Source organism: Streptomyces sp. NRRL F-5755 (assembly GCF_001279365.1).
Taxonomy (GTDB): domain Bacteria; phylum Actinomycetota; class Actinomycetes; order Streptomycetales; family Streptomycetaceae; genus Streptomyces; species Streptomyces rimosus.
In genome coordinates this window covers 166,978-191,349 of sequence record NZ_LGCW01000001.1, presented here as the reverse complement: position 1 = coordinate 191,349, position 24,372 = coordinate 166,978, and the positions used below count along the sequence as shown (strand labels likewise).

Below are 24,372 nucleotides of genomic sequence, written 5' to 3'. Positions count from 1 at the left end.
CGCTCTGCCCGCGTCCCGCGGGTCCGTAACGCTGTGGGCCATCGGTCAGCTCTCCTCACGCGGGGACGACGAGGACGGCACGCTCGCCGCCTTCTCCAACTGGAACGCCTCGTTGCCCAGGCCGATGCGGGCGTGGATCTGCGGGCGCCGGGCGCGCAGCACCCGCCCGTGGAGCAGCCCGACCACGGCCGCCAGGCCGATGACGCCGGGCAGCACCCAGCTCAGCGCCGAGCCCTCGGCGCTGACCAGTACGCCGAAGTCCTTGACCGCGTAGACCAGCACGGTCAGCAGGCCGAGCGCGGCCAGCCCGGCGGCCAGCAGCCGGCCCGCCTGCGCCCGGCCCGCGCCACGCCGTACGAAGAAGGCGATGACGGCCACGGACGCGGTCGCCATCAGCAGGATCACGCCGAGCGCGCCCACGTTGCCGCCCCAGGTGAACAGCCGCAGCACCGGGGTGGTGGGGTCGCCGGCCGGCATCCGGTCGGTGAGCGCGAAGACGGCCACCACGACGAACGAGATGACCGACTGGAGCAGCGAGCCGAGCGCGGGCGCGCCGCTGGACCTGGCGGTACGGCCGAGGGCGGCGGGCAGCAGGCCCTCGCGGCCCATGGCGAAGGCGTAGCGGGCCACCACGTTGTGGAAGCTGAGCATCGAGGCGAAGATGCCGGTCACGAAGAACACGTGCAGGAGGTCGGCGAAGGTGCCGCCGAGCCGCGCCCCGGTGAGGGCGAAGATCAGGTTGGGGCCTTCCTTGCCGGCGGTGGCCACCACCTGGTCCGGGCCGGTGGCGACACCGATCAGCCAGGAGCTGAGCGCGAAGAAGACCGCGACGAAGCCGACGGCCAGGAACATCACCCGGGCCACGACCGTCTGCGGCCGGCTGGTCTCCTCGGCGTAGACGGGGGCCTGTTCGAAGCCGACGAACGCGGCGACGGCGAAGCACAGCGCGGTGCCGAGGCCCGCGCCGCCGAGCGTGGCCGGGTCGAAGGCGTGCAGCGACAGGCCCTGCGGACCGGGCCGCGAGGCGAAGGCGATGTCGGCGACGACGATCAGGATGACCTCGATGGCGAGCAGCACCCCCAGCACCTTGGCGTTCAGGTCGATCTTCAGCGCACCGAGCACGCCGACGACCAGTACGCCGAGCAGGGCGGGCACCCACCAGGCGACATCGACACCGAGGTGCCTGTCGAGCAGCCCGGACACCTCGAAGCCGAAGATGCCGTAGATGCCGAACTGGAGGGAGCTGTAGGCGGCGAGGGCGACGAAGGAGGCGCCGGCGCCCGCCGTGCCGCCGAGGCCGCGCGCGATGTACGCGTAGAAGGCGCCGGCGTTGTGGACGTGCCGGCTCATCTCCGCGTAGCCGACGCTGAACAGCGCCATCACCGCGCCCAGGATGACGAACAGCAGCGGCTGCCCGACGATGCCCATGACCTGGTACGTGGTGACCATGACGCCGCCGACCACCATCAGGGGCGCGCTGGCGGCCAGCACGGACAGCAGCAGGCCGGGCGTGCCGATGCGGCCGGCGCGCAGGGCCCGTTCCTGGCCCTTGAAGGTGCTGATCTCCCCGGGGCCGCCCGGTGTGCCGGCCCGCCTCGGATGGCCCGTGTTTCCCGTACTGCTCGTCAGCATGGCGCGGTGGTGTCCTTTCCGTGGAGCGCGGGCGGGGTGCGCTTCGTGCGGGGGTGCGGTGCGGGTGCTACGTGCGTGGCGCGTGGTGCTGGGTACGTCGTACGGGCGCCGTGGGCGGCCGGGGCGGCAGCCGGGCGCCGGGGTCAAGCGGTGCTGAAGGCGGTGTCGCGGGCGGCCTTGAAGGCCCTGCGGGCGTCCCGGTCCGGGTAGGACCACGGCGCGGCGGTGACGTGCGGGCCGATGCGGTGGAACAGCGCTGCGGCCTCGGCCATCCTTCCCTCGTAGTACTTGGCGTGGGCGAGGAAGTTGAGGTCCACCTTGCGGCGCGGGTGGTCCTCGCCCTCCCACTCCAGCCACCAGTCGAAGGCCGCCTTCATGACCTGGCGCGCGCGGCGGGTGGACCAGTGTCCGGAGGCCGCCGGGTCTGCCGGTTCGAGTCCGGCGGCGGCCAGCGCGCGGTAGCGCTCCGCGTGCGCCACGACGGGCAGGATCGCCAGCGGTGAGTCGGCCGGGGCCTGTTCGGCGGCCCAGTACGCGAAGTCGTAGACCTGGTGCAGCGGGTCGGCGGCGCCGCCCTGCTGCTGCTCGGCCAGGCAGGCGGCCATCAGGTGGTGGGCGTGGTGGTGGTCCGGGTGCCGGGCGCGTACCTGGTCGAAGGCGTGCTCGCGTTCGTCGGGGGTGCCGGTGCGGCGGGCGAGGATCAGCATGCCCAGCCAGGGCGTGGGGTCGTGGGGCGCCATGGCGGCGGCGAGGCGGCAGGCTTCGCGCGCCGCGTCCCCGCCGGCCTTGCCGCGCACCGCCTGGAAGACGAGGGCGCAGGCCAGCAGGGTCGCGGCGTCGGCACTGTCGGGTTCGGCGAGCCGCCAGTCGCCGGCCCAGGCGGCGCTGGCCGGGCCCTCGGCGAGCACCACCAGCCGGTGGCCGCGCAGGTCCCAGTCGGTTCCGGTGTCGGCGAGCAGCGTCCGTACCCGGACCCAGCGGCCGTGCGCCAAGGCGTCGACGGAGGCGGAGAGTTCGGTGTCGTCCAGGGCCGGGTCGAGGAGCAGCGCGTCCTTGCGGCGGGAGCGGCCCAGGGGCGGGGGTGGCGGAGGGGTCACTGGCAGGAACACTCCACGACGCGCTTCACCTCCGGACGCGCCGCTTCCGGACGCGAGTGTGCAGAATCGGTGGACTGATCGACACCGATTGGTCACGCACAGCAAAGCGGCAGGCACAGCTTCGCGTCAAGGCCGTTCGGAGAATGGCCGGAAAGCCAACTGCCTTGCCCGTCAACACACTTGTCAATAGGCGCGGTACGGGCAGCGGGGCACCGGAAGGTGACCGGCCGGTAATCCTCCGGCCCCGCTACCGGCCCGCCGCGCTCACCCCACCGCCTTGGCCGCCGCCCGCCCCGCCGTACGGCCCGAGAAGATGCAGCCGCCCAGGAAGGTGCCCTCCAGCGACCGGTAGCCGTGCACGCCCCCGCCGCCGAAGCCCGCCGCCTCCCCGGCCGCGTAGACGCCGGGCAGGGCCTCGCCGCTCTCGGTCAGCACCCGCGAGGACAGGTCCGTCTCCAGGCCGCCGAGCGTCTTGCGGGTCAGGATGCTCAGCCGTACGGCGATCAGCGGACCGGCCTTGGGGTCCAGCAGCCGGTGCGGGGGCGCGGTGCGGATCAGCCGGTCGCCCAAGTACTTGCGGGCGCCGCGCATGGCGGTGACCTGGAGGTCCTTGGTGAAGGAGTTGGCGATCTCGCGGTCCCTCGCGACGATTTCGCGGCGCAGCGCGGCCTCGTCGAGCAGCGGCTCCTTGGTCAGCTGGTTCATCCGGCGTACGAGACCGCCGAGCGAGCGCTCGACGACGAAGTCCGCGCCCCGGTCCATGAACGCCCGGACCGGGCCCGGGGCGCCGGGCAGCACCCGCCCGAGCACGTCCCGGACGCTGCGCCCGGTCAGGTCCGGGTTCTGCTCGGACCCGGAGAGGGTGAACTCCTTCTCGATGATCTTCCGGGTGAGCACGAACCAGGTGTGGTCGTGGCCGCTGCGCATGATGTGTTCGAGGGTGCCGAGGGTGTCGAAGCCGGGGAACAGCGGCACCGGCAGCCGCTTGCCGTGCGCGTCCAGCCACAGCGGGGACGGCCCGGACAGGATGCGGATGCCGTGCCGGGGCCAGATGGGGTCCCAGTTGTCGATGCCCTCGGTGTAGTGCCACATGCGGTCCCGGTTGATGATCCGGCCGCCGGCCGCCTCCGTGATGCCCAGCATCCGGCCGTCCACGTGGGCGGGCACCCCGGACAGCATCCGCTCCGGCGGCCGGCCCAGCCGCTCGGGCCAGTTGGCGCGCACCAGGTCGTGGTTGCCGCCGATACCGCCGGAGGTGACGATCACCGCCTGGGCCCGCAGTTCGAAGGCGCCGGCGACCTCCCGGCCGCTGGGCGTGCCGCGCTCGGCGTCCGACGGCTCCAGGACATCGCCGGTGACGGTGTCCACGGCGCCCGCGCTGCGCGCCAGGCCGGTCACGCGGTGCCGGAAGCGCAGCTCCACCAGGCCGCGCGCCACTCCGGCCCGCACCCGCCGCGCGAACGGCTCGACCAGGCCGGGACCGGTGCCCCAGGTGATGTGGAAGCGGGGTACGGAGTTGCCGTGGCCGGTCGCCTCGTAGCCGCCGCGCTCGGCCCAGCCGACCACCGGGAAGAGCCGTACGCCCTGCCGGTGCAGCCAGGCGCGCTTCTCCCCCGCCGCGAAGTCCACGTACGCCTCGGCCCACTTGCGCGGCCAGTGGTCCTCGGGGCGGTCGAAGCCGGCCGAGCCGAGCCAGTCCTGCCAGGCCAGCTCGTGGCTGTCGCGGATGCGCAGCCGCCGCTGCTCGGGCGAGTCGACGAGGAAGAGACCGCCGAAGGACCAGTGCGCCTGGCCGCCGAGACCGCTCGCGGGCTCCTGCTCCAGGAGGATCACCTTGCGGCCGGCCTCGGCGAGCTCCGCGGTGGCCGCGAGACCCGCCAGCCCCGCTCCGATCACGATCACATCAGCGTCGTAGGCGCCACTGGTCATGTCTGCCCGTCTCTTCTCCTCGCCGCGGCACCGGGGGACCCGGCGGCCGTCGTGGCTACCGATCCTCAGCGCGTCCGTACGGCGCGTCAACCGCGTGTTCGGGTGCCGCCCGGACGGGTACCCGGGCGTGCCCGGTGCCCCCGGGCGGGCAGCGGGCCGCCGTACGGCTCGCTATCCTCGGCCAAGTCCCCGCCTTCCCCGCCGACTTGAGGTGCGTGACGTGACGGTGTTCCTGCTGGCCGTGAGCGCGGCCTGCTGCCTGGGGTCCGGATTCGTCCTCCAGCAGGGCGCGGCCCAGCGGGCCCCGATGCAGGACTTCCTCTCCCTGCGGCTGCTGCTCGACCTCGCCCGGATGCCGCGCTGGCTGGCCGGCATCGGCTTCATGGTGGCCGGCATGGCGCTGGGCGCCGCGGCGCTGGGCCTGGGCGAGGTCACCCTCGTCGAACCGCTGCTGGCCACGAACCTGCTGTTCGCGATGGCCCTGTCCCGGCGCCTCACCCGGCAGCGGCTGGGCCGCCGGGGCTGGGGCGGCCTGTGGCTGCTGGCGGGCGGCGTGACGGCGTTCATCGTGGCCGGCGAGCCGCACGGCGGCCGGAGCCCGGCCGGTCCGCTGCGGCACTGGCTGGTCATGGGCGCGGTCCTCGGCCTCGCGCTGCTGCTGGCGGCCTGCGCCAGGCGGGCGCGGATGAGCCGGGAGGCGGCGCTGCTGGGCGTCGCGGCCGGACTGCTGTACGGCCTCCAGGACGCCCTGACCCGGATCAGCGGCGAGCGGTTCGGGCGCGGCGGCTGGGCGGCGCTGCTCACCGGCTGGGAGCCGTACGCGGTGCTGGCGCTGGGCGTCCTCGCGCTCATACTGGTCCAGAGCGCCTTCGAGACGGCGCCGCTGCGCATGTCGCTGCCCGCCCTGACGGCGGCCCAGCCGCTGGCGGGCATCGCCTGCGGGGTGGGCTTCCTGGGCGACCGGCTGAACGTGACCAGCGGTGCGCTCACATGGGAGGCGGCCGGGCTGGCGGCGGTCGTGACGGGCATCGTCCTGATCGGCGGCCATCCGGCGATGCCGGCGGGGGTGGCCGGGCGGCCGGAGCGGGTGCCGGCGGTACGGGTGGGGTGAGGGGCTGCGGGTGGGTACGGGTGGGCCGCACGGAAGTTGTTTTGTCATGCTCGCGACAGTCGCAGCCCTCCCGAGAGATACGCCTTGACCAGCAGAAACAAGACCCGGCACCCCTTCCACTTCGGCAGCCCGGCGCGTTTTCCTCTTCGCACGAACCCCGTACGGACCCCGCACGGCCCCCGTACGCCCCCGAAGAATGAGGCATGCCATGACCGACGCCTGGTACGTCGACGACCGCTGCACCAACTGCGATGTCGCCCGGCAGCTCGCCCCGGAGCTGATCGCCGAGGCCGGCGGGCGCTCCGAAATCGTCCGGCAGCCGCGTGACACGGCGGATGAACGACTGCTGCACGCCGCCGCGTTCGCCTGCCCCACCCGCTCCATCCGGCACCCGTCCCGCCGGCTGGACCCGGATCTCGATCCGTTCCCGATGCGCCTCGGCGACACCGACGTGCTGCTGTGCGGGCACAACTCGCAGCACACCGCCGGGGCCAACTCCTACCTCCTGCGGCGCCCCGGCGGCACGCAGCTGATGGTGGACACGCCGCGCTGGAGCGAACCGCTGGCCGCCCGGTACGAGGCGCTGGGGCCGGTCACCGACGTCCTGCTCACCCACCGGGACCATGTGGCGCACGGCCGCCGGTACGCCGACCGGTTCGGGGCCCGCCTGTGGATCCACGAGGGCGACCTGGACGCCGCGCCGGACGCCGACCGCGTACTGCGCGGCACGGAGAGCGCGGAGATCGCCGATGGGGTGTACGCCCATCCGCTGCCCGGCCACACCCGGGGCAGCGTGCTCTACGTCGCCGACGAGCGGTACTGCTTCAGCGGGGACAGCTTCTACTGGTCGCGCACGACCGGCGACATCGAGGTGGCGGACAGCGTCACCTGGTACTCCATCGAGGAACTGGCCGCTTCCCTGGCCCGTACCGCCGTCGGGCTGCGCTTCGAGTGGCTGCTGCCCGGCCATGGCGACCGTACGCACCTGCCCGCCGCCGAGATGGCCGAGCGCGTACGGCGGCTGGCCGAGCGCACGCGGGAACTGCGTCCGCGCCCGGTGGACTTCACGGCCGTGCGCTGGTGAGACGGGGGAAGCCGCCGCGGGCGGCCTCGACGGCTAATAATGTCCAGCATTAGGGTGCCCGCATGGCGAGAACGTCCGGGGCCGAGACCCGGGAGAAGCTGCTGCGCGCCGCGGAGGAGGTCTTCGCGGCGCACGGTGTCCACGGGGCGCAGACGCGGGACATCGTGCGGCTGGCCGGGCAGAGCAACCCGTCGGCCGTGCAGTACCACTTCGGTTCGCGGGCCGGGCTGCTGGACGCCGTGATGGCCGGGCGGCTGGCCCGTACGGAGGCGGTGCTCGCGCCCGCGCTGGCGGCGGTGGAGGCCCGGTCCGGCGCCGCCGGGCCCGAACTGAGAGCCCTGATCGGCGTGCTGATCACGGCCGAGGCGACCCAGCTGCGCGACGACCGGGGCCGCCGCTGTCTGCGTATCTCCGCCCAGTTGACCCACGAGAGCGGCGTCCGCACGCGCACCCCGCACCCGACGCTGGCGGGCACCGCGACCTGGCGGCTGATCGGCCTGGCGGAGGACGCGCTCGCCGCCGCCGGCCTGCCCGAGGCGCTGCGCCTGGAGCGGATCGACCTGGCGCTGACGCTGATCGGCGCGGCGCTGGCCGACCGGGCCCGGCAGTACCTGGACGGCGTCCGGCCGCTGACGTACGAGGAGTTGTTCCGCGCCGACCTCATCGCCACCACGGAGGCCTTCCTGCTGGCCCCGGCGGCGGCCCCGCACCCGTAACGCCCCACTCCCCACTCCCCAGGCAAGGAGCCGAACATGCCCGACGCCCACGCCCAGCACGCCCCCCACCCCCAGCACGACCTGCACGGCAAGTCCGTCATCATCACCGGCGGCGCCCGTGGCCTGGGAGCCGCTGCCGCCGAGCGGGCGGTCGCGGCCGGCGCGCATGTGCTGCTCACCGACGTACTGGAGGAGGAGGGCCGGGCGACGGCGGAACGGCTCGGCGAGCGTGCCCGGTTCCTTGTGCACGACGTGACCTCGGAGGACGACTGGGAGCGGGCCGCCGACTACGCGGCCGACACGTTCGGCGGCATCGACGGGCTGGTCAACAACGCCGGCATAGCCACCGGCCAGCCGCTGGAGTCGGTCTCCGTGGACTTCTTCCGCAAGGTCCTCGACGTGAACCTGACCGGTGTCTTCATCGGCATGAAGACCGTGATCCCCGCGATGCGCGAGCGCGGCGCGGGCTCGATCGTGAACATCTCCTCCGCCGCCGGCCTCATGGGCCTGGCCCTGACCGGCGGTTACGGCGCCTCCAAATGGGGCGTACGCGGCCTGACGAAGATCGGCGCGGTGGAGCTGGGCACCGAGCGGATCCGGGTGAACTCGGTGCACCCCGGCATGACGTTCACCCCGATGACCGAGCAGGCGGGCATCGAGCGGGGCGCGGGCAAGTACCCCAACACGCCGATGGGGCGGGTCGGCGAGGCCGAGGAGACCGCGGGGGCGGTGGTCTTCCTGCTGTCCGACGCGGCGTCCTACGTCACCGGGGCCGAACTGGCGGTGGACGGCGGCTGGACCGCCGGGCCGACGGTCCGCTACGTCATGGGGCAGTGACGCGCGGCACGCAGCGGTGACGCGCCGCCGAGCCCACCGCGCCGCGGTCCGTCCGGGCTGATTGCATGGGGGCATGGACCCACAGCAACCACTGAACGCGGACGAGATCGTCGACATCGTCAACGAGAGCGACGAGGTCGTGGGGCAGGCCCGGCGCGGCGACGCCTATGCCCACCGGCTGCGCACCCGCTGCACGTTCATCCTCGCCCGGGACGCCGAGGACCGGATCTTCGTGCACCGGCGCACCCCGCAGAAGCTGGTCTTCCCCTCGCACTACGACATGTTCGTCGGCGGCGTGGTCGGCGCGGGCGAGACGTACGACGCGACGGCGCTGCGCGAGGCGGAGGAGGAGCTGGGCGTGAGCGGCCTTCCGCAGCCGGTCCCGCTGTTCAAGTTCCTGTACGAGACGCCCGAGCACACCTGGTGGTCGGCGGTCTACGAGGTGCGCTGCACGCTGCCCGTACAGCCCCAGGAGTCGGAGGTGGCCTGGCACACCTTCCTCACCGACGCGGAGCTGGCACAGCGCATCCCGCAGTGGAAGTGGACCCCGGACGGCATGGCCGCCTACGAGAGGCTGCTGGAGTGGCGGGCGGAGCGGGACGGGTAGCCGCCGGGCCGTACGGTACGGGCGGCCCGCCGGACGGCACGGGAAGCGCACGGTCGAACGGCACGGGAGAGGCGGCGGCCGGACCGCACCGCGTAGGGTTCTGGCCATGATCCTCACCGACAGGCTGCGGTCGATCGGCGCGGGCGTCCGGCTGTGGTTCACCCCCGCGCGCGTCCGCGAGGAGGGCACGACCCCGGACTACCGCTTCTCGCTCGCCAACGAACGCACCTTCCTGGCCTGGCTGCGGACCGGGCTGGCGCTGGTGGGCGGCGGGTTCGCGGTGGATCAGTTCCTGCCCCGGCTGCACGATGTGCTGCGGACGACGTGCACCGTCGTCCTGCTGGTGGGCGGCGCGCTGTGCGCGGTGCGGGCAGTCAACCACTGGGTGCGCTGTGAGCGGGCGATGCGGCGCGGCGAGGACCTGCCCGCGTCCCGCTTCCCGGCCGTGCTGGCGGTCGCCGTGGGCCTGCTGGCGGCGGCGATGGTGGTCCTGGTCGCCATCGGCTGGACGCGCTGACCGATGGCCGGTCCGCCGCGTCGTGACCAGGCGCGCCATGACCAGCCGTCCCCGGACCGGGACCCGGGTCTGCAACCGGAGCGCACCCGGCTCGCCTGGCGCCGTACCACCCTGTCCTGCACGGTGGTCGCGATCCTGGCGGGCCGTCAGGTGGTGCAGCACCGTGATCCGGGTCCGATGGTGATCGTGGCGGTCGCGCTCGTGCTGCTGGTGTGGATCGCGTTCGTGGCGGCGGCGCACGTACGGATGCGGGCGATGTACGACAGCCGGCCGCCGGTCCTGTCCGCCCGTACGGCACTGGCCGTGGTGGCCTGCACCTGCGCGCTGGCGGTGCTGGGCGCGGCGATCCTGGTCTGAGACCGGCCGGCCCGTTCGCGCCGGGTGACCCACACCCCACACTCACCCTCTGGACGCCATACCGACTAGTCGGCATGATCGTAGCGGCCCGGTTGCCCGACCGGGGCGACCGCCTCTTTCCGTACGGAGGAGCACGATGAGCGACGGCACCCCTCCCCCGCGGCCCCCGGCGCGGCCGGGTCCACCGGGGCTCGATCTGGAGCGGCTGCGGGACCACCTGGACCGGGAGCGCCCCGGCACGGTGCGGGGCCCGCTGGAAGCCGAGCTGATCGAAGGCGGCCGGTCCAACCTCACCTACCGGATCACCGACGGCACCGGCCAGTGGGTGGTCCGCCGCCCACCGCTCGGCCATGTGCTGGCCACCGCGCACGACATGCGGCGCGAGTTCCGGGTGATCAGCGCGCTCCACCCGACGGCGGTGCCGGTGCCGGGCACGCTGCTGCTGTGCGAGGACGAGGCGGTCCTCGGGGCGCCGTTCTACGTGATGGAGCTGGTGGCGGGCGTGCCGTACCGTACGGCCGGGCAGCTCGCCGCGCTCAGCCCCGAGCGGACCCGCGGCGTGGTGCTCTCCCTCGTGGACACGCTCGTCGCGCTGCACGCCGTGGATCCGGCGGCGGTCGGCCTCGGCGACTTCGGGCGGCCGGACGGCTTCCTGGAGCGGCAGCTGCGCCGCTGGGGCAAGCAGTTGGCGGCGTCGCGCAGCCGCGACCTGCCGGGCATCGACGCGCTGCACGAGGCACTGACCGGTTCGCTGCCCGTCTCCCCCGCGCCCACCGTCGTGCACGGTGACTACCGGCTCGACAACGTACTGGTGGGCGCGGACGACCGGATCACAGCGGTACTGGACTGGGAGATGTCCACCCTTGGCGATCCGCTGACCGATCTCGGCCTGCTGGTGATGTACAGCGAGCAGGAGGACCTGCCCGGCTCCCCGATCGCCACCACGCGCGGCGCACCCGGCCATCCGGAGCCGGCCGAGCTGATCGAACGGTACGCGGCCGGGTCCGGCCGGGACGTGTCCGGCATCGCCTGGTACACGGCGTTCGCGTACTTCAAGCTCGCGGTGATCCTGGAGGGCATCCACTACCGCTACACCCTCGGGCAGACCGTCGGCGCGGGCTTCGACCGGATCGGCGAGCTGGTGCCGGTCTTCATCGACCGCGGCCGGGCCACGCTCGACACCCTGACGACGACCGCCGAGGAAGGCTGAGGCACGCCGATGGACTTCGCATTCGACGCCCGTACCGAAGAGCTGCGGAAGAACCTGCTGTCCTTCATGGACGAGCACGTGTACCCGGCCGAGGCCGTCGCCGACGAGCAGCGGGCGGCGCTCGCCTCGCCGTGGGACACCCCGCAGATCGTGGAGGACCTGAAGGCCGAGGCGCGCAGGCGCGGCCTGTGGAACCTGTTCCTGCCCGACGAGGAGTACGGCGCGGGCCTGACCAACCTCCAGTACGCGCCACTCGCCGAGATCACCGGCCGCAGTCCCCAACTCGCGCCCACGGCACTGAACTGCGCGGCGCCGGACACCGGGAACATGGAGGTGCTGGCGCAGTTCGGCTCGGAGGCGCAGAAGAAGCAGTGGCTGCGGCCGCTGCTGGCGGGCGAGATCCGGTCGGCGTTCGCGATGACCGAGCCGGACGTCGCTTCCTCGGACGCCACCAACATCGAGACCCGCATCGAGCGGGACGGTGGGGGCACCTCCCGGTCGAGCGGAGCCGAGAGTGAGGGATCGTACGTCATCAACGGCCGCAAGTGGTACATCTCCGGTGCGATGAACCCGCTGTGCCGGATCTTCATCGTGATGGGCAAGACCGACCCGGACGGTGCGGACGTACGCCGCCAGCAGTCGATGGTGCTGGTCCCGCGCGACACCCCGGGCCTCGAAGTCCGCCGCGCCATGCGGGTGTACGGCTACGAGGACCACTACCACGGCGGCCACGCCGAGGTCGTCTTCCACGACGTGCGGGTGCCCGCGGCGAACCTGATCGGCGAGGAGGGCGGCGGCTTCGGCATCGCGCAGGCCCGCCTCGGCCCCGGCCGCATCCACCACTGCATGCGGCTGATCGGGATGGCCGAGCGCGCCATCGAGCTGATGTGCCGCCGCGCCGTGTCCCGTACGGCCTTCGGCGAGCCGCTGGCGCGCCAGGGCGTCGTCCAGCAGTGGATCGCCGACGCGCGGGTGGCCGTGGAGCAGTTGCGGCTGCTGGTGCTGAAGACCGCGTGGCTGATGGACACCGTGGGCAACAAGGGCGCGCACACGGAAATCCAGGCCATCAAGATCGCCACCCCGCGTACGGTCGTGGACATCCTCGACCGGGCCGTGCAGCTGCACGGCGCCGGCGGGGTGAGCCAGGACTTCCCGCTGGCAGAGCTGTGGGCGGCGGCCCGCACGCTGCGGCTCGCGGACGGGCCGGACGAGGTGCACCAGCGGTCGCTGGCGCGACGGGAGCTGAAGACTTACCTGTGACACTGGACCCGCCCCGCATTCTCTGACTAAGGTCAGGGAATGGATGCGGCACAGATCGACCAGGTGCGGCGCTTCAACCGCACCGTCACCGAACGCGTGGGCGTGCTCCACGACCACTACCTCGGCCGCGACCGGCCCATCGGCGAGGCCCGGCTGCTCTGGGAGATCGGCGAACGGGGCCGGGACGTACGGCAGCTGCGCGAGCGCCTCGGGCTCGACTCCGGGTACGTCAGCCGCCTGCTGCGCGCCCTGGAGGCCGACGGCCTGGTCACGGTCGAACCGCAGCCCGAGGACCGGCGGGTGCGCACCGTACGGCTCACCGAAGCGGGCCGCGCGGAGCACGCAGCGCTGGACGACCGCAGCGACGAACTGGCCGGCTCCCTGCTGGAACCGCTCAACGCCGGCCAGCGCGCGCGGCTGGTCGCCGCCATGGCCGAGGTCGACCGGCTGCTGACCGCCACAACGGTCGCACTGGACGTCGTCGACCCGGCCCACCCCGACGCGCAGCACTGCCTGAAGTCCTACTTCACCGAGATGCAGCAGAGCTTCGAGACCGGATTCGACCCCGCCCGGAGCCTGCTGCCCGACGCGGGCGAACTCCGCCCGCCGCACGGCCTGTTCCTGGTCGCCCGGCTGCACGGCACCCCCGTGGGCTGCGCCGGCCTGAAACTACCGCCCGACGCCCCCGCCGAGGTCAAACGCATGTGGGTGGCCCCCGACGCACGACGCCTCGGCCTCGGCCGCCGCCTGCTGCGCGAGCTGGAGGCACGGGCCGTACGGCACGGCCGCGACGTACTGCGCCTGGACACCAACAAGGCCCTCAGCGGCGCGATCGACCTGTACCGCGCGTACGGCTTCGAAGAGGTTCCGGCCTTCAACGACGAGCCGTATGCGCATCACTGGTTCGAGAAGCGGATCGGCGGGGCCTGAGCCTGGAACCGGTGTCGAGGCCCCTCACGGCCGCAGCGCCCGCAGCAGCAGGTCGGCGAGGTGGTCGGCGACCTGCTGTGGTGTGAGCGGGCCGTCCTCGCGGTACCAGGTGCCGAGGTGGTGCACCGAACCGAAGTGGTAGTCCACCACCAGGTCGGCCGGGGTGGCACTGCTGAACACCCCGGTGCGCTGGCCCTCTTCGACCAGTGCGCGGAACCGCTCGTGGTAGCGCCGCCGCTCGGCCCGTACCTGCTTGTCCTTCTCGGGCGAGAGGTGGTGCATCGAGCGGAAGAAGATCTTCGTGTCGTCGAGGTTCTCGATGGTGGTGACCACGACGTCCGCCGCGGCGTCCCGCAGCCGCCGCTCCACCGGCGCGTCGGCGTCCGCGAAGTGGTCCAGGCGCTCCTGCTGGAGCCGCAGCACCCGGCCGTACACCTCGTGCAGCAGATCGTCCTTGGAGCCGAAGTAGTGGTACAGGGCGCCCTTGGTGACGCCGGCGGCCTCGACGATCTCCTGCACGGAGGTGCGGTCGTAGCCCCGCTCGGCGAAGAGCCGGGTGGCGGTGGCCAGCAACCGCTGGGCCACGGGCTTGGCGCTCCCGGCGCCTCCGGAACTCCCGGTACTCCCGCCGTCCGTCGTCCCGGCCATCGCCCTCACCTGTCCCTCGTGCGTCGTGCGTGGTGCTTCGTATCGTTGCGTGGTGCCCCCGTGGGCGCGGTCAGCCGCGCCCGCGCAGTTCCCGCCTGAGGATCTTGCCACTGGTCGTCTTCGGCAGCTCGGGCAGGATCTCCACCTGACGCGGGTACTTGTACGCGGCCAGCCGCTCCTTGCAGTACCCGGCCAGCTCGGCCGGCTCCGCGTGCAGCCCGGGCCGCAGGCTCACATACGCCTTGACCGACTCCCCCCGGTACGCGTCCGGCACGCCGACCACGGCCGCCTCGCGCACCGCGGGGTGGCCGTAGAGCACGTCCTCGACCTCCCGCGGCCACACCTTGAAGCCGGACGCGTTGATCATGTCCTTCTTGCGGTCCACGACGTACAGCCAGCCGGCCAGGTCCATGAAGCCGATGTCGCCGGTGCGCAGTTCGCCGTCCGGCAGGGCTTCGGCGGTGGCGTCCGGGCGGCGCCAGTAGCCGGGCACCACCTGCGGGCCGCGCACCGCGATCTCGCCCTGCTCCCCGAACGGCACGTCCCGGCCCTGGTCGTCGATGATCCGGATGACCGTGTCCGGGCCCGGCACACCGACGGCGAGGGTGCCGGAGGCCGGGTCGACGGGCGCCTCACGGCCCGGCGGGACGCTGGCGCAGGGGGCGGTGCACTCGGTCAGCCCGTAGCCGTTGTGCAGGTACGGGCCGAAGTCCGCGCGGAACTTCTCGACCAGCGCGGGCGGCAGCGGCGCCCCGCCCGAGGAGAGGGAGGAGAAGGACGCGAAGTGGTCCCGGGTGACGCCGGGGTGGGCCATCAGCGCCATGTAGGCGGTGGACGGGCCGACGGTGTAGGCGGGCCGGTGCTCCAGGAACGCGTCGAGGACGACGCCCGGCTCGAAGCGGTAGGCCAGCGCGAGGGTGCCGGCGTTGGTGAAGCAGGCGGCCAGTTCGCACACCATGCCGGTGATGTGGAAGAGCGGGGCCAGCGCGAAGTACGTGGCGCCGTCGGGCAGGCCGAGGCCGGTGCGCTGCCGCTCGGCGTTGTAGGCAATGTTGCCGTGGGTGTTGGTGGCGCCCTTGGGGGCGCCGCTGGTGCCGGAGGTGTAGCTGATGAGGGCGGTGTCCACGGCGTCCGGCCCGGCCATGCCGGGCGGCCGCCCCTCGTACGCGCGGGCCGCCGCCAGCAGGTCGTCCGCGCCCTCGCACGGCCCGAGCCGCTCGCCGCGCAGCACCCGCGCGTCGTCGCGGGTCTGGAGGTCCCGCTCGCAGGCGGTCAGCGCGATCCGTACGGACGGCACCGCGGCGGCCGTCGTCCGCAGGAAGGCGTCCCAGGTACGGTCCGCGCAGACGACGGCGGTGACCTCGGCGTCGGTGAGGATGTGCGTCATCTCGGCGGACTTGTACATGGGGTTGACGGGGACGACGATGCCGCCCGCCTTCCAGGCGCCGAGCAGCGCGAGGGCGAAGTGCGGGGTGTTCTGGAGCATGATCGCGGCACGGTCGCCGGGCCGGAATCCGCGCGCCGCCAGGTGCCCGGCCACACCGTCGCTGAGCGCGTCAGCCTCGGCGTACGACAGCCGGCCGTCGAAGTAGGCGAGGGCGGTACGGTCCGGTGCGCGACGGGCCGCGTCCTGGAAGGCGTGCAGGGCGGAGGAATGCGGGTGCACGGGGGCGCGCTGGGCGTCGGTGAGCTGGGTCAGCCAGGGCTTGTCCTGGTAGGAGGTCATCGGGCCGCCTCCTCGGCTGCGGCGGCACCTGCTTCCGGTTCCACGACGGCCTCCGGCCGCCCGGCGCCTTCCAGCTTCCGCTGGAGGCGGTTCATGCCGCCCAGCCACCGTTCGGTGTCGCCCGCCCGCGCGGTGTAGTACTCCCCGACCTCCGGGTGCGGCAGCACCAGGAACCGCTCCTCCGCCATCGCCGCGAAGAGCGCGTCGGCGACGGCGGCGGGCTTGATCGCCGTCGGGGTCAGCACCAGTTCCCCGGCCGCGCCGGTGGCCGCGAGCATGTCGGTGCGCACCCCCTGGGGGCAGATGGCGTGCACGGCTATCCCGCGGTGCCGGTACGTCAGCGACAGCCACTCGGCGAAGGCGTACGCGCCGTGCTTGGTGACGCTGTACGGGGCCGCGCCCACCATGGTCAGCAGGCCCGCCGCGGACACGGTGGACACGAACCGGCCCGCGCCGCGCTCCAGCCACTCGGGCAGCAGCGCGCGGGCCGCCCGTACGTGCGCCATCACGTTGACGTCCCAGGCCAGCTCCCAGGCGTCGTCCGGCGCCTCGGGGCCGCCGCCGGTGCCGACCCCGGCGTTGGCACAGAAGATGTCGACGGTCCCGCCGAGCGCCTCACGGGCCGCCGGTACGACGGTTGAGGCGTCACCGGGAACCGCGACGGCGCCGATCTCGCGCGCGATCGCCCCGGCCTTGGCCGCGTCCAGGTCGTTGACCGCCACCCGCGCCCCTGCGGCGGCGAAGCGGCGGGCGAGCGCGGCGCCGATGCCGCCGCCCGCCCCGGTCACCACGACTGTCCTGTCCCGTACGGCTTCCACCTGCGGTCTCCCTCGGTCGCCCCTGATCGGTCGCCCCTGACACGACTGCCAGGCAGACTAACCAGTCGGTATGGCGAAGCGGAAGGGCGCGGACCCCTCGTGCGCCGGACGCGGCGACGGCACGCGGCACGCCGTCCGGCGCGTTCCCCCGGAGGCCGCCTGGCATTAGCGTGCGCACGACACTGGCCTGACGGCGGAGGTGGACGCATGACCGTGTCCAGACGGAAACTGCTGGCCGCTACGGCGGTCACGAGCGTGGCGGGTGCGATGGGTGCGACGGCGATGACGGGTGAGGCGGCTGCGGCGTACGGGGGCACGGGCGCCGGTCGGGCCGCGACCGGAGGCGGCGAAGCGACCGGCACCGATACGGCCGGGACCGGAGCGGCAGAAGCCGCCGCGCGGGGAGACCGCCCCCGGGTCCGCACCGGCTTCGACCGCCTCGCCGCCGACGGCTACGCCCTCCTCTCCGGCCGCCGCATCGGCATCGTGACCAACCCCACCGGCGTCACCCCGGACGTACGCCACATCGTGGACGTGATGCACGCCGACAAACGGGTGGACCTGGCCGCCGTCTTCGGCCCCGAACACGGCTTCCGGGGCACGGCACAGGCGGGCGGCTCCGAAGGCAGCTACAAGGACCCGGCCACCGGCCTGCCCGTCCACGACACCTACGGCAAGAGCGGCCGCGCGCTGGCCGACATCTTCACCCGCTCCGGCGTGGACACCGTCGTCTTCGACATCCAGGACGTCGGCGCGCGCTTCTACACCTACATCTGGACGCTGTACGACTGCATGGTCGCGTCCGTCCTCGCGGGCAAACGCTTCGTCGTCCTCGACCGCCCCAACCCGGTGACGGGCCGCGCCGCCACCGGCCCCGTACTGGACCGTGCCCAAGCCTCCGGCGTGGGCCGCGAACCGATCGCCCTCGCCCACGGCATGACCGTGGCCGAACTCGCCGCCCTCTTCAACGCCGAGTTCGTGCCACGCGCGGCGGGCCGGCCGGCCGAGCTGGAGACCGTCCCGATGAAGGGCTGGCGGCGGTCGGACTTCTTCGACGCGACCGGCCTCCCCTGGGTCCCGCCCAGCCCCAACATGCCCACCCCGGACACCGCCCTGGTCTACGCGGGCACCTGCCTTTTCGAGGGCACCAATCTCTCCGAGGGCCGCGGCACCACCCGCCCCTTCGAACTGCTCGGCGCGGACGGCATCGACCGCCGCTGGGCCGCCGCGATCACCGCCCTCGCCACGGACATCGGCCTCCCCGGCGTCCACTTCCGCGAGGCGTACTTCGCCCCCACCTTCTCCAAGTTCCAGGGCAAGACCATCGGCGGCGTCCAGCTCCACGTCCACGACCGCCGTGCCTTCGACCCGGTCCGCACCGGCATCGCCCTCCTGATCACCGCCAAACAGACCTGGCCCGGCTTCACCTGGCGCCCGGACCACTGGATCGACAAGCTCACCGGCACCCCGCGCGTCCGCACGATGATCGACGCGGGGGCGGGCGTGGACGAGGTGGCCGGGGCCTGGCAGGAGGACTTGACGGGCTTCCGGCGGATGCGGAGGGAGTATCTGCGTTACCGGTAGCGGGAGGTGGGGGATGTGCCTGCACTGCTGGTAGCGGGAGGCGGGGGCCCCGCCCCCCCGGCAAGCCCATGGACGTCCTGACGTGGTGGGGGTGGTGGGGTGAGGGGCGGGCGCTTCGGGACAGGCGTCAGGGCGTCCGCCGGAAGTCGATGCCCAGCGCCGAGTCCGCGGACACCGGTATGTGGAGGCCGTCCCGCGCCCCGTCGCCGTCGACCACCAGCTCGAAGGTCATGGTCTTTCCCGGCCCGGTACCGACCTCGACCTGAATGTCCTGTTCCGCGAGGGAGTTCGTCACCCTCCCCAGCTTCCACGTGCCCTCGCCGCCGAAGGTGTCATCGGGGTTGTGGTCCCTGGGGTTGCTCGGCACCTTCGACGCGGTCGCCGACCCGTCCTTGCGCAACGTCACCTGCGCGCCGTGCGGCCCTGTCCAGGTACCGACGACATCGCCCGGCTCCGCCCTTCCCTGCGTCCACCCGACGAACAGGCTGATGTAGACCACACCGGCCAGCATCAGCACAACGACCACCACCGAGGCCGCGATGGCCACCCGAGCCGCGATCTTCATCAGGCCGGCGCCTCCCCCGTACACGTCCCCGTGTTCCGTTCTGTGCGGAAAATCGTACTCATACAGGAAATCCACGGACGACGGCCCCTGCCGTACCGATCGCCACCGCCTCCCCGGTCTCACCAGCCAAGACACCACATCCCACCTATTGACTGCCCCGACAATCCCGCGTGACAGTGCGGCTCGTGCACAGTGACGCGACATCAGCAGCCGTCCCGGCGGACGGGGTCCCGGGCGTGGCGCATACGTCCCCGGGCGAGGACACCACCGCGCCCGCCGCCCCCGAGCGCCTCCGCCGTGTGGCCGTGGCCTCGTTCATCGGGACGGCCATCGAGTTCTACGACTTCTATATCTACGGGACGGCCGCCGCCCTGGTCCTCAACCAGGCGTTCTTTCCGACCCTCGATCCGGTCAACGCCACCCTCGCGTCGTTCTCGACTTACGCGGTGGCGTTTGCGGCGCGGCCGCTCGGGTCGGTGGTGTTCGGGCATTTCGGGGACCGGGTGGGACGGAAGTCCGTGCTGGTGGCCTCGTTGTTGCTGATGGGGCTGTCGACTGCGCTGGTGGGGTTGTTGCCGGGGTACGGGACGCTGGGGATCTGGGCGCCGCTGTTGCTGATGGTGCTGCGGTTCCTGCAAGGGATCGGGCTGGGCGGCGAGTGGGGCGGGGCCGCGCTGCTGGCGGTGGAGCACGCGCCGAAGAAGCGGCGTGGGTTGTATACCGCGTTTCCGCAACTGGGGCCGTCGGTGGGGTTCTTCGCGGCGACGGGCGTGTTCTGGCTGCTGTCGGCGGTGCTGGACGACGGCGCGTTCCGGTCGTGGGGGTGGCGGGTGCCGTTCCTGTTGTCGTTCCTGCTGGTGGCGGTGGGGCTGTTCGTACGGCTGAAGATCAGCGAGACGCCGGTCTTCGCGAAGGTGATGGACGCGCGGGAGGCGGACAAGGTGCCCGCGCTGGAGGTGCTGCGGCGCTACCCGCGGGAACTGCTGCTCGGCGCGGGCGGGATGATCATCGCGTACGGGCTCTTCTACACGGCGACCACATACTGCCTGGCGTACGCCACCGGCACGCTCGGTGTCTCCCGCAACACCATGCTCGCCCTCTCGCTGATCGCCTGCCTCTTCCTCGCCGCCGGCACCTGGCTCGCCGCCACCCGCTCGGACGGCGCGGGGCGGCGCAAGCTGGTGCTGGCCGGGACGGCGGCGGCGGTCGTCTGGGGGCTCGTCCTCTTTCCGCTGCTGGACACCGGACAGCCGGTGCTGATCGCGGTGTCAATCGGGGGCGCGTTGTTCTGCATGGGGGTGGTGTACGGGCCGATGGGCGCCTACCTGCCGGAGCTGTTCGGCACCACCGTGCGGTATTCGGGCGCCTCGCTGGCGTACAACCTGGGCGGGGTGCTGGGCGGCGCGGTGTCGCCGCTGGTGGCGACCCGGTTGCAGGCGGCCTTCGGGTCGGGCTCCGTGGGGTGGTACGTGACGGCGATGGCGGTCGTGTCGCTGGTGTGCGTACTGGCGCTGCCGGAGACGCGGGAGAGGGAGTTGGCGGGCTGAGGGGAGCGGTGGCTGACGGGCCGCCCCCGGCCCGGTGGGCGCCCGGTGGGCCGGGGGCGGCCTTGGCCCGGCCCACCGGCCACCGCCCGATCCCCCGCCCCGGATCGCCCCCACCTGACGTATGGCCGGATTCCCCCTTCCGCAGGACGATGCGCTGCACAACGCGGCGCGACCCGGAATTCCGGCCCGGCAGCGTGGCCCGGCGCGCCGCTCAGGGGGTCGTCATGACGGGTACCGCGGGCAGTTCCGGCGCAGCGGCGGCCGGGGGCATCGGCGTACGGCCGTACTGGGAGCTGACGTTCGACGCCGACGGCGACCCGGACGCGGGGCAGCGGGAGCGGCTGGTGGCCGGGGCGGCGCGGGAGCGCGTCACCGATCTGCTGGTCTTCGCGCACGGCTGGAACAACGACCGGTCGATGGCCACGAGCCTGTACGGGCGGTTCTTCGCGCCGTTCCCGGCGATGGCGGGGGCCGGGGTGCGCCTCGGGTACGCCGGGGTGATCTGGCCGGCGATGCGGTTCACGGACGAGCCGATCCCCGGCTTCCCCCCGGCACCGGCCGGTGCGCCGGCCGTGCCGGCCGGTCCGCCGCTGCTGGACGACGCGACGCTGCGCGCCCTGGCGCGGTGCTTCCCCGGCCGGGAGCTGACGCTGCGGCGCGTGCAGGAGCTGCTCGCCGGGCGGCCCGAGGCCCGGTCCGCCTTCGACGAGTACGCGCGTCTCGTACGCGATCTGGTGTCCGTACGCGCGAACAGCCCGGCGGAACGGCTGGCCGAGGACCTGGGCACCGGCATGCCCGCGATGCTCACCGACGACCCGCTCGGGGTGTGCGAGATCTTCACGGCGGCGCTGGAGAAGTGCGGGCAGCAGGAGCTGTTCGGGGACGGTCTGAAGCGGCTGTGGAACGGGGCGAAGGAGTTCCTGCGGCAGTCGGGCTATTACGGGATGAAGCGGCGGTCGGGCGTGGTGGGCCAGCTGGGGCTGGGCCCGGTACTCGGCGCGCTGGTCAAGAGCGCGCCGGGCGTGCGCATCCACCTGCTCGGGCACAGCTTCGGCGCTCGGCTGGTGTCGTACGCGCTGCGCGGCATGCCCGCCGGCGTCACCGCGGTGAAATCCGTGACCCTGTTGCAGGGCGCCTTCTCGCACTACGCCTTCGCCGCCCGGCTGCCGCACGACCCGGACCACGGCGGTGCGCTGCAAGGGGTGCAGCAGCGGGTGGACGGTCCGATGGTGTCCTGCTTCTCGCGGCACGACTCGGCGCTGAGCATGCTCTACCCGCTGGCCTCCAAGCTCTCCGGCGACTCGGCGAGCTTCCTGGGGCTGTTCGACCGCTGGGGTGCGATCGGCCATGACGGTATCCAGGCGGTGGACGGGACCCGGAGCGTGCGGCTGGGCGCCGCGGTCCCGGGGTCGGGCTGTGTGAACATCGACGCGTCGTCCGTGGTCCGGGACGGCCCGCCGCCCGCCGGTGCGCACAGTGACATCTGCCATGGGGAGCTGGCGCGGGTGGTGCTGGGGGCCGGGCGGGTCACGAGGGAATAGAGCGGCGCGAACTCTCGTACGGGGCGGGAAAGCGCCAAGTAGCCCTTCTCATGGATCGATCGCCCCGCGTATGGGTACCAGGAGTCACCGGCGCCCCTTGCGGCGAGGGCGCCGACATCGCGCCGCAGTCGGAAGGTGGGCAACCTTAACTTTCTCAAATCCCCACAGATGTACGGTGGATGATGCACACGAGGCGCGCCGGGCGCCGCGGGGGACACCGGGAGCGAGGGGCGCGACCGGTGCGGCGCGAGTGCCGCCACCACACACCCGCAAGACAGTTCGATGGATCCGGTGGGCGGTCCGCTACGTCCATTCTCTGTCCAGTCGGGTCCTCCCCACGGAGGTGGGATGAATTGGCCGGTTTCAGAGCTCTCGCAGAACAGGTGCGCAACCCCCGTCTCGTCGCCACCCAGCGGCGTACGGCGCTGCGCAAGTGCCTCGAACGCTTCGCCCCGTACGGGCACCGGGCGACCTGGCACCATCTGTGCACCAGGGCGGGCATCGCGACCGAGGACCGCGAACCCGACCCGGCGCGGCTGGTGGCCGCACTGGAGGAACTGGAGGAGGCCCGCGCCGTCTGGCTCGGGTACGAGCAGGAGTTCGCGGCCCGCAGGCGCCGCGAGAAGCACGACGGCATCCGGCAGCCCAGCGCGCTCGACGACTGGCACCGGCGTACGTGGGGCGGCTGTGACATCGTGCCGTGCGAAGCGCCCCACCGGCATCCCGCGGCGCCGCTGCCCGCGGTGCTGCGCAGCATGATCCGGGCGATGGAGGCGGGCACGCCGCGGGCGGACTGCCCGGTCTGCGACACGCGGCGGTTCGTCTGGCGCACGGATCTCGAACGCTTTCCGATGGCGGGACCGGTGTGCCAGGAGTGCGGGATCGTGGCGCCGCTGTCGGTGCTGACCAGGGAGACGCTGGCGCAGGCGCGGCAGTCGTCCCGCGAGCGGCGGCTGTTCGTGGCGGCCTGAGGGGCGGCCGGGGCGCGGTGCCGGCGCGTTCGCGGGGCGCGGGCGCGGTGCGGACGCGGCGTGGGCGTACTTCCCGGAGGTGGGTGAACGCTGTACGTTCCGCCTCATGCGTGCGTCCGGCCGTTCCCGTTCCCGTACCGTCGTCGCGCCGCCGGGCTGGAGCCGTTGGCTCGTGCCGCCCGCGGCCCTGTCGATCCACCTCGCCATCGGGCAGGCGTACGCGTGGAGCGTGTTCAAACCGCCCCTGGAATCCGCGCTGGGCCTGTCCGGAACGGCGTCCGCGCTCCCCTTCCAGCTGGCCATCGTCATGCTGGGGCTGTCCGCCGCGTTCGGCGGCACCCTCGTCGAACGCAACGGCCCCCGCTGGGCGATGGCCGTCTCGGCGGTCTGCTTCTCCTCGGGCTTCCTGGTGGCGGCGCTCGGCGCGGCCACCCGGCAGTACTGGCTCGTCGTCCTCGGGTACGGGGTGATCGGCGGCGTCGGCCTGGGCATCGGCTACATCTCGCCCGTGTCCACGCTCATCAAGTGGTTCCCGGACCGCCCCGGCACGGCCACCGGCATCGCCATCATGGGCTTCGGCGGCGGCGCCCTGATCGCCTCGCCGTGGTCGGCCTGGCTGCTGGGCGTCCTGGGCACCGGTCCGGCCGGGATCGCCCGGACGTTCCTGGTGATGGGGCTGGCGTACGCGGTCTTCATGACGCTCGGGGTGCTGCTCGTACGGGTGCCGCCGAGCGACGCGGAACTCCCGGGCGCGGAGGTCCCCGATGCGGAAGCCCTTGGCGCGGGCGGCTCCGCCCCACGCCGTACGGCCGCGCCCCGCCCGCCGGTCACCGCGCAGGTCTCCGCCCGTAACGCCCTGCGCACCCCGCAGTTCTGGTGTCTGTGGGTGGTGCTGTGCACGAACGTCACGGCGGGTATCGGCATCCTGGAGAAGGCGGCGCCGATGGTCGCCGACTTCTTCGCGCACAGTTCCGCGCCGGTGAGCGCGTCGGCCGCCGCGGGCTTCGTCGGCCTGCTGTCGCTGGCCAACATGCTCGGCCGGATCGTCTGGTCGGCCACCTCCGACCTGGCCGGACGGAAGAACGTCTACCGCCTCTACCTGGGCGCGGGCGCGCTGATGTATCTGCTGATCGCGCTGGCGGGCGACGCGTCCAAGCCGCTGTTCATCGGGTGCGCCGCGGTGCTGCTCTCGTTCTACGGGGGCGGGTTCGCCACCGTGCCCGCCTACTTGACGGACCTGTTCGGCACGCACCAGGTGGGCGCGATCCACGGCCGGCTGCTCACCGCGTGGTCCACCGCCGGCGTCCTCGGGCCGCTGATCGTCAACGCCATCGCCGACGCCCGCAGGTCCGCCGGGCACACCGGCCCCGAGCTGTACACGACCTCCTTCTTCGTCATGATCGGCCTGCTCGTCGTCGGGTTCGCCGCCAACGAGCTGGTGCGGCCCGTCCACCCGCGGCACCACGAGCCACCGCCTTACGGGGCACGGACCGCCGCCCCCACCGCCCCGAAGGGAGCCGCCTCGTGACCGCGCGCCGCACCGCCCTGCTCGTCGTGGCCTGGCTGTGGGTCGGCCTCCCGTTCGGGTACGGCCTTTACGAACTGGCCCTGAAGCTGAGACAACTCTTCACGGGCTGACACAGCACCGCCGGTCCCGGCCCGCCCGGACCGGCCCCCACAGCGCA

General features: G+C 73.1%; 23 protein-coding genes. 16 read left to right on the top strand and 7 right to left on the bottom strand.

Features of this window, described 5'->3' with window-relative positions:
* Positions 1-45: 45 nt before the first annotated feature.
* From ADK86_RS00865 to ADK86_RS00855, 3 genes are all read right to left on the bottom strand, one after another.
* Positions 46-1,632, bottom strand: coding sequence for an APC family permease (locus ADK86_RS00865; RefSeq protein ID WP_199834323.1), 1,587 nt, complete (start codon positions 1,630-1,632; stop codon positions 46-48).
* A gap of 143 nt (positions 1,633-1,775) precedes the next feature.
* Positions 1,776-2,729, bottom strand: coding sequence for a hypothetical protein (locus tag ADK86_RS00860; RefSeq protein WP_053694751.1), 954 nt, complete (start codon positions 2,727-2,729; stop codon positions 1,776-1,778).
* A 264-nt stretch (positions 2,730-2,993) separates the two neighbouring features.
* Complete coding sequence (locus ADK86_RS00855; RefSeq protein WP_053694750.1) at positions 2,994-4,658, bottom strand: FAD-binding dehydrogenase; 1,665 nt, start codon at positions 4,656-4,658, stop codon at positions 2,994-2,996.
* A 220-nt stretch (positions 4,659-4,878) separates the two neighbouring features.
* Here ADK86_RS00855 and ADK86_RS00850 point away from each other — a divergent pair, with 220 nt between their 5' ends.
* From ADK86_RS00850 to ADK86_RS00805, 10 genes are all read left to right on the top strand, one after another.
* Positions 4,879-5,769, top strand: coding sequence for a DMT family transporter (locus tag ADK86_RS00850; RefSeq protein ID WP_053694749.1), 891 nt, complete (start codon positions 4,879-4,881; stop codon positions 5,767-5,769).
* Between the two features lie 208 nt (positions 5,770-5,977).
* A complete protein-coding gene (locus ADK86_RS00845) occupies positions 5,978-6,853 on the top strand; it encodes an MBL fold metallo-hydrolase (RefSeq protein WP_078951661.1) in 876 nt (291 codons plus the stop codon).
* 62 nt (positions 6,854-6,915) lie between these two features.
* On the top strand, positions 6,916-7,569 hold the full coding sequence (locus ADK86_RS00840; protein WP_053694747.1) for a TetR/AcrR family transcriptional regulator: 654 nt from the start codon (positions 6,916-6,918) through the stop codon (positions 7,567-7,569).
* 36 nt (positions 7,570-7,605) lie between these two features.
* Positions 7,606-8,406, top strand: a complete 801-nt coding sequence (locus ADK86_RS00835) for a glucose 1-dehydrogenase (RefSeq protein ID WP_053694746.1) — start codon at positions 7,606-7,608, stop codon at positions 8,404-8,406.
* Positions 8,407-8,479: 73 nt separating this feature from the next.
* Complete coding sequence (locus tag ADK86_RS00830) at positions 8,480-9,013, top strand: NUDIX hydrolase (protein WP_053694745.1); 534 nt, start codon at positions 8,480-8,482, stop codon at positions 9,011-9,013.
* Positions 9,014-9,119: 106 nt separating this feature from the next.
* Positions 9,120-9,530 carry a YidH family protein gene (locus ADK86_RS00825; protein ID WP_003982131.1) on the top strand — a complete coding sequence of 137 codons (411 nt, stop codon included), beginning with the start codon at positions 9,120-9,122 and terminating at the stop codon, positions 9,528-9,530.
* Between the two features lie 3 nt (positions 9,531-9,533).
* A complete protein-coding gene (locus ADK86_RS00820; protein WP_053694744.1) occupies positions 9,534-9,887 on the top strand; it encodes a DUF202 domain-containing protein in 354 nt (117 codons plus the stop codon).
* A gap of 136 nt (positions 9,888-10,023) precedes the next feature.
* Positions 10,024-11,097 (top strand): phosphotransferase family protein, encoded by a 1,074-nt coding sequence (locus ADK86_RS00815; protein WP_053694743.1) that lies wholly within the window; start codon positions 10,024-10,026, stop codon positions 11,095-11,097.
* 9 nt (positions 11,098-11,106) lie between these two features.
* Positions 11,107-12,357, top strand: coding sequence for an acyl-CoA dehydrogenase family protein (locus ADK86_RS00810; protein ID WP_053694742.1), 1,251 nt, complete (start codon positions 11,107-11,109; stop codon positions 12,355-12,357).
* A gap of 39 nt (positions 12,358-12,396) precedes the next feature.
* Positions 12,397-13,287 carry a bifunctional helix-turn-helix transcriptional regulator/GNAT family N-acetyltransferase gene (locus ADK86_RS00805; RefSeq protein WP_053694741.1) on the top strand — a complete coding sequence of 297 codons (891 nt, stop codon included), beginning with the start codon at positions 12,397-12,399 and terminating at the stop codon, positions 13,285-13,287.
* A 24-nt stretch (positions 13,288-13,311) separates the two neighbouring features.
* Here ADK86_RS00805 and ADK86_RS00800 read toward each other — a convergent pair whose 3' ends face one another.
* The 3 genes from ADK86_RS00800 to ADK86_RS00790 all read right to left on the bottom strand — a co-directional run bounded on the left by ADK86_RS00800 (position 13,312) and on the right by ADK86_RS00790 (position 16,479).
* Positions 13,312-13,935 carry a TetR/AcrR family transcriptional regulator gene (locus tag ADK86_RS00800; RefSeq protein ID WP_053694740.1) on the bottom strand — a complete coding sequence of 208 codons (624 nt, stop codon included), beginning with the start codon at positions 13,933-13,935 and terminating at the stop codon, positions 13,312-13,314.
* 70 nt (positions 13,936-14,005) lie between these two features.
* Positions 14,006-15,661: a class I adenylate-forming enzyme family protein gene (locus ADK86_RS00795; RefSeq protein WP_053694739.1), complete on the bottom strand. Its 1,656-nt coding sequence runs from the start codon at positions 15,659-15,661 to the stop codon at positions 14,006-14,008.
* Positions 15,658-16,479, bottom strand: coding sequence for an SDR family oxidoreductase (locus ADK86_RS00790; RefSeq protein ID WP_053694738.1), 822 nt, complete (start codon positions 16,477-16,479; stop codon positions 15,658-15,660). The genes ADK86_RS00795 and ADK86_RS00790 overlap by 4 nt, the downstream gene beginning before the upstream one ends.
* Positions 16,480-16,686: 207 nt before the next feature.
* On the opposite strand from ADK86_RS00790, the gene ADK86_RS00785 reads away from it, so the two are divergent.
* A complete protein-coding gene (locus ADK86_RS00785) occupies positions 16,687-18,063 on the top strand; it encodes an exo-beta-N-acetylmuramidase NamZ domain-containing protein (protein ID WP_053694737.1) in 1,377 nt (458 codons plus the stop codon).
* 127 nt (positions 18,064-18,190) lie between these two features.
* Here the strand turns inward: ADK86_RS00785 and ADK86_RS00780 are convergent, their stop codons facing one another.
* Positions 18,191-18,628: a hypothetical protein gene (locus tag ADK86_RS00780; RefSeq protein WP_159393739.1), complete on the bottom strand. Its 438-nt coding sequence runs from the start codon at positions 18,626-18,628 to the stop codon at positions 18,191-18,193.
* A gap of 236 nt (positions 18,629-18,864) precedes the next feature.
* On the opposite strand from ADK86_RS00780, the gene ADK86_RS00775 reads away from it, so the two are divergent.
* From ADK86_RS00775 to ADK86_RS45570, 5 genes are all read left to right on the top strand, one after another.
* A complete protein-coding gene (locus ADK86_RS00775) occupies positions 18,865-20,175 on the top strand; it encodes an MFS transporter (protein WP_053694735.1) in 1,311 nt (436 codons plus the stop codon).
* A gap of 224 nt (positions 20,176-20,399) precedes the next feature.
* Positions 20,400-21,716 carry a hypothetical protein gene (locus tag ADK86_RS00770; protein WP_053694776.1) on the top strand — a complete coding sequence of 439 codons (1,317 nt, stop codon included), beginning with the start codon at positions 20,400-20,402 and terminating at the stop codon, positions 21,714-21,716.
* Positions 21,717-22,069: 353 nt separating this feature from the next.
* Positions 22,070-22,687 carry a hypothetical protein gene (locus tag ADK86_RS00765; protein WP_053694734.1) on the top strand — a complete coding sequence of 206 codons (618 nt, stop codon included), beginning with the start codon at positions 22,070-22,072 and terminating at the stop codon, positions 22,685-22,687.
* A gap of 106 nt (positions 22,688-22,793) precedes the next feature.
* The gene (locus ADK86_RS00760; protein ID WP_053694733.1) at positions 22,794-24,215 is read left to right on the top strand and encodes an OFA family MFS transporter; all 1,422 of its coding nucleotides are present in this window, start codon (positions 22,794-22,796) and stop codon (positions 24,213-24,215) included.
* Positions 24,212-24,325, top strand: a complete 114-nt coding sequence (locus tag ADK86_RS45570; protein ID WP_003982118.1) for an MFS transporter small subunit — start codon at positions 24,212-24,214, stop codon at positions 24,323-24,325. The genes ADK86_RS00760 and ADK86_RS45570 overlap by 4 nt, the downstream gene beginning before the upstream one ends.
* Positions 24,326-24,372: the final 47 nt, after the last annotated feature.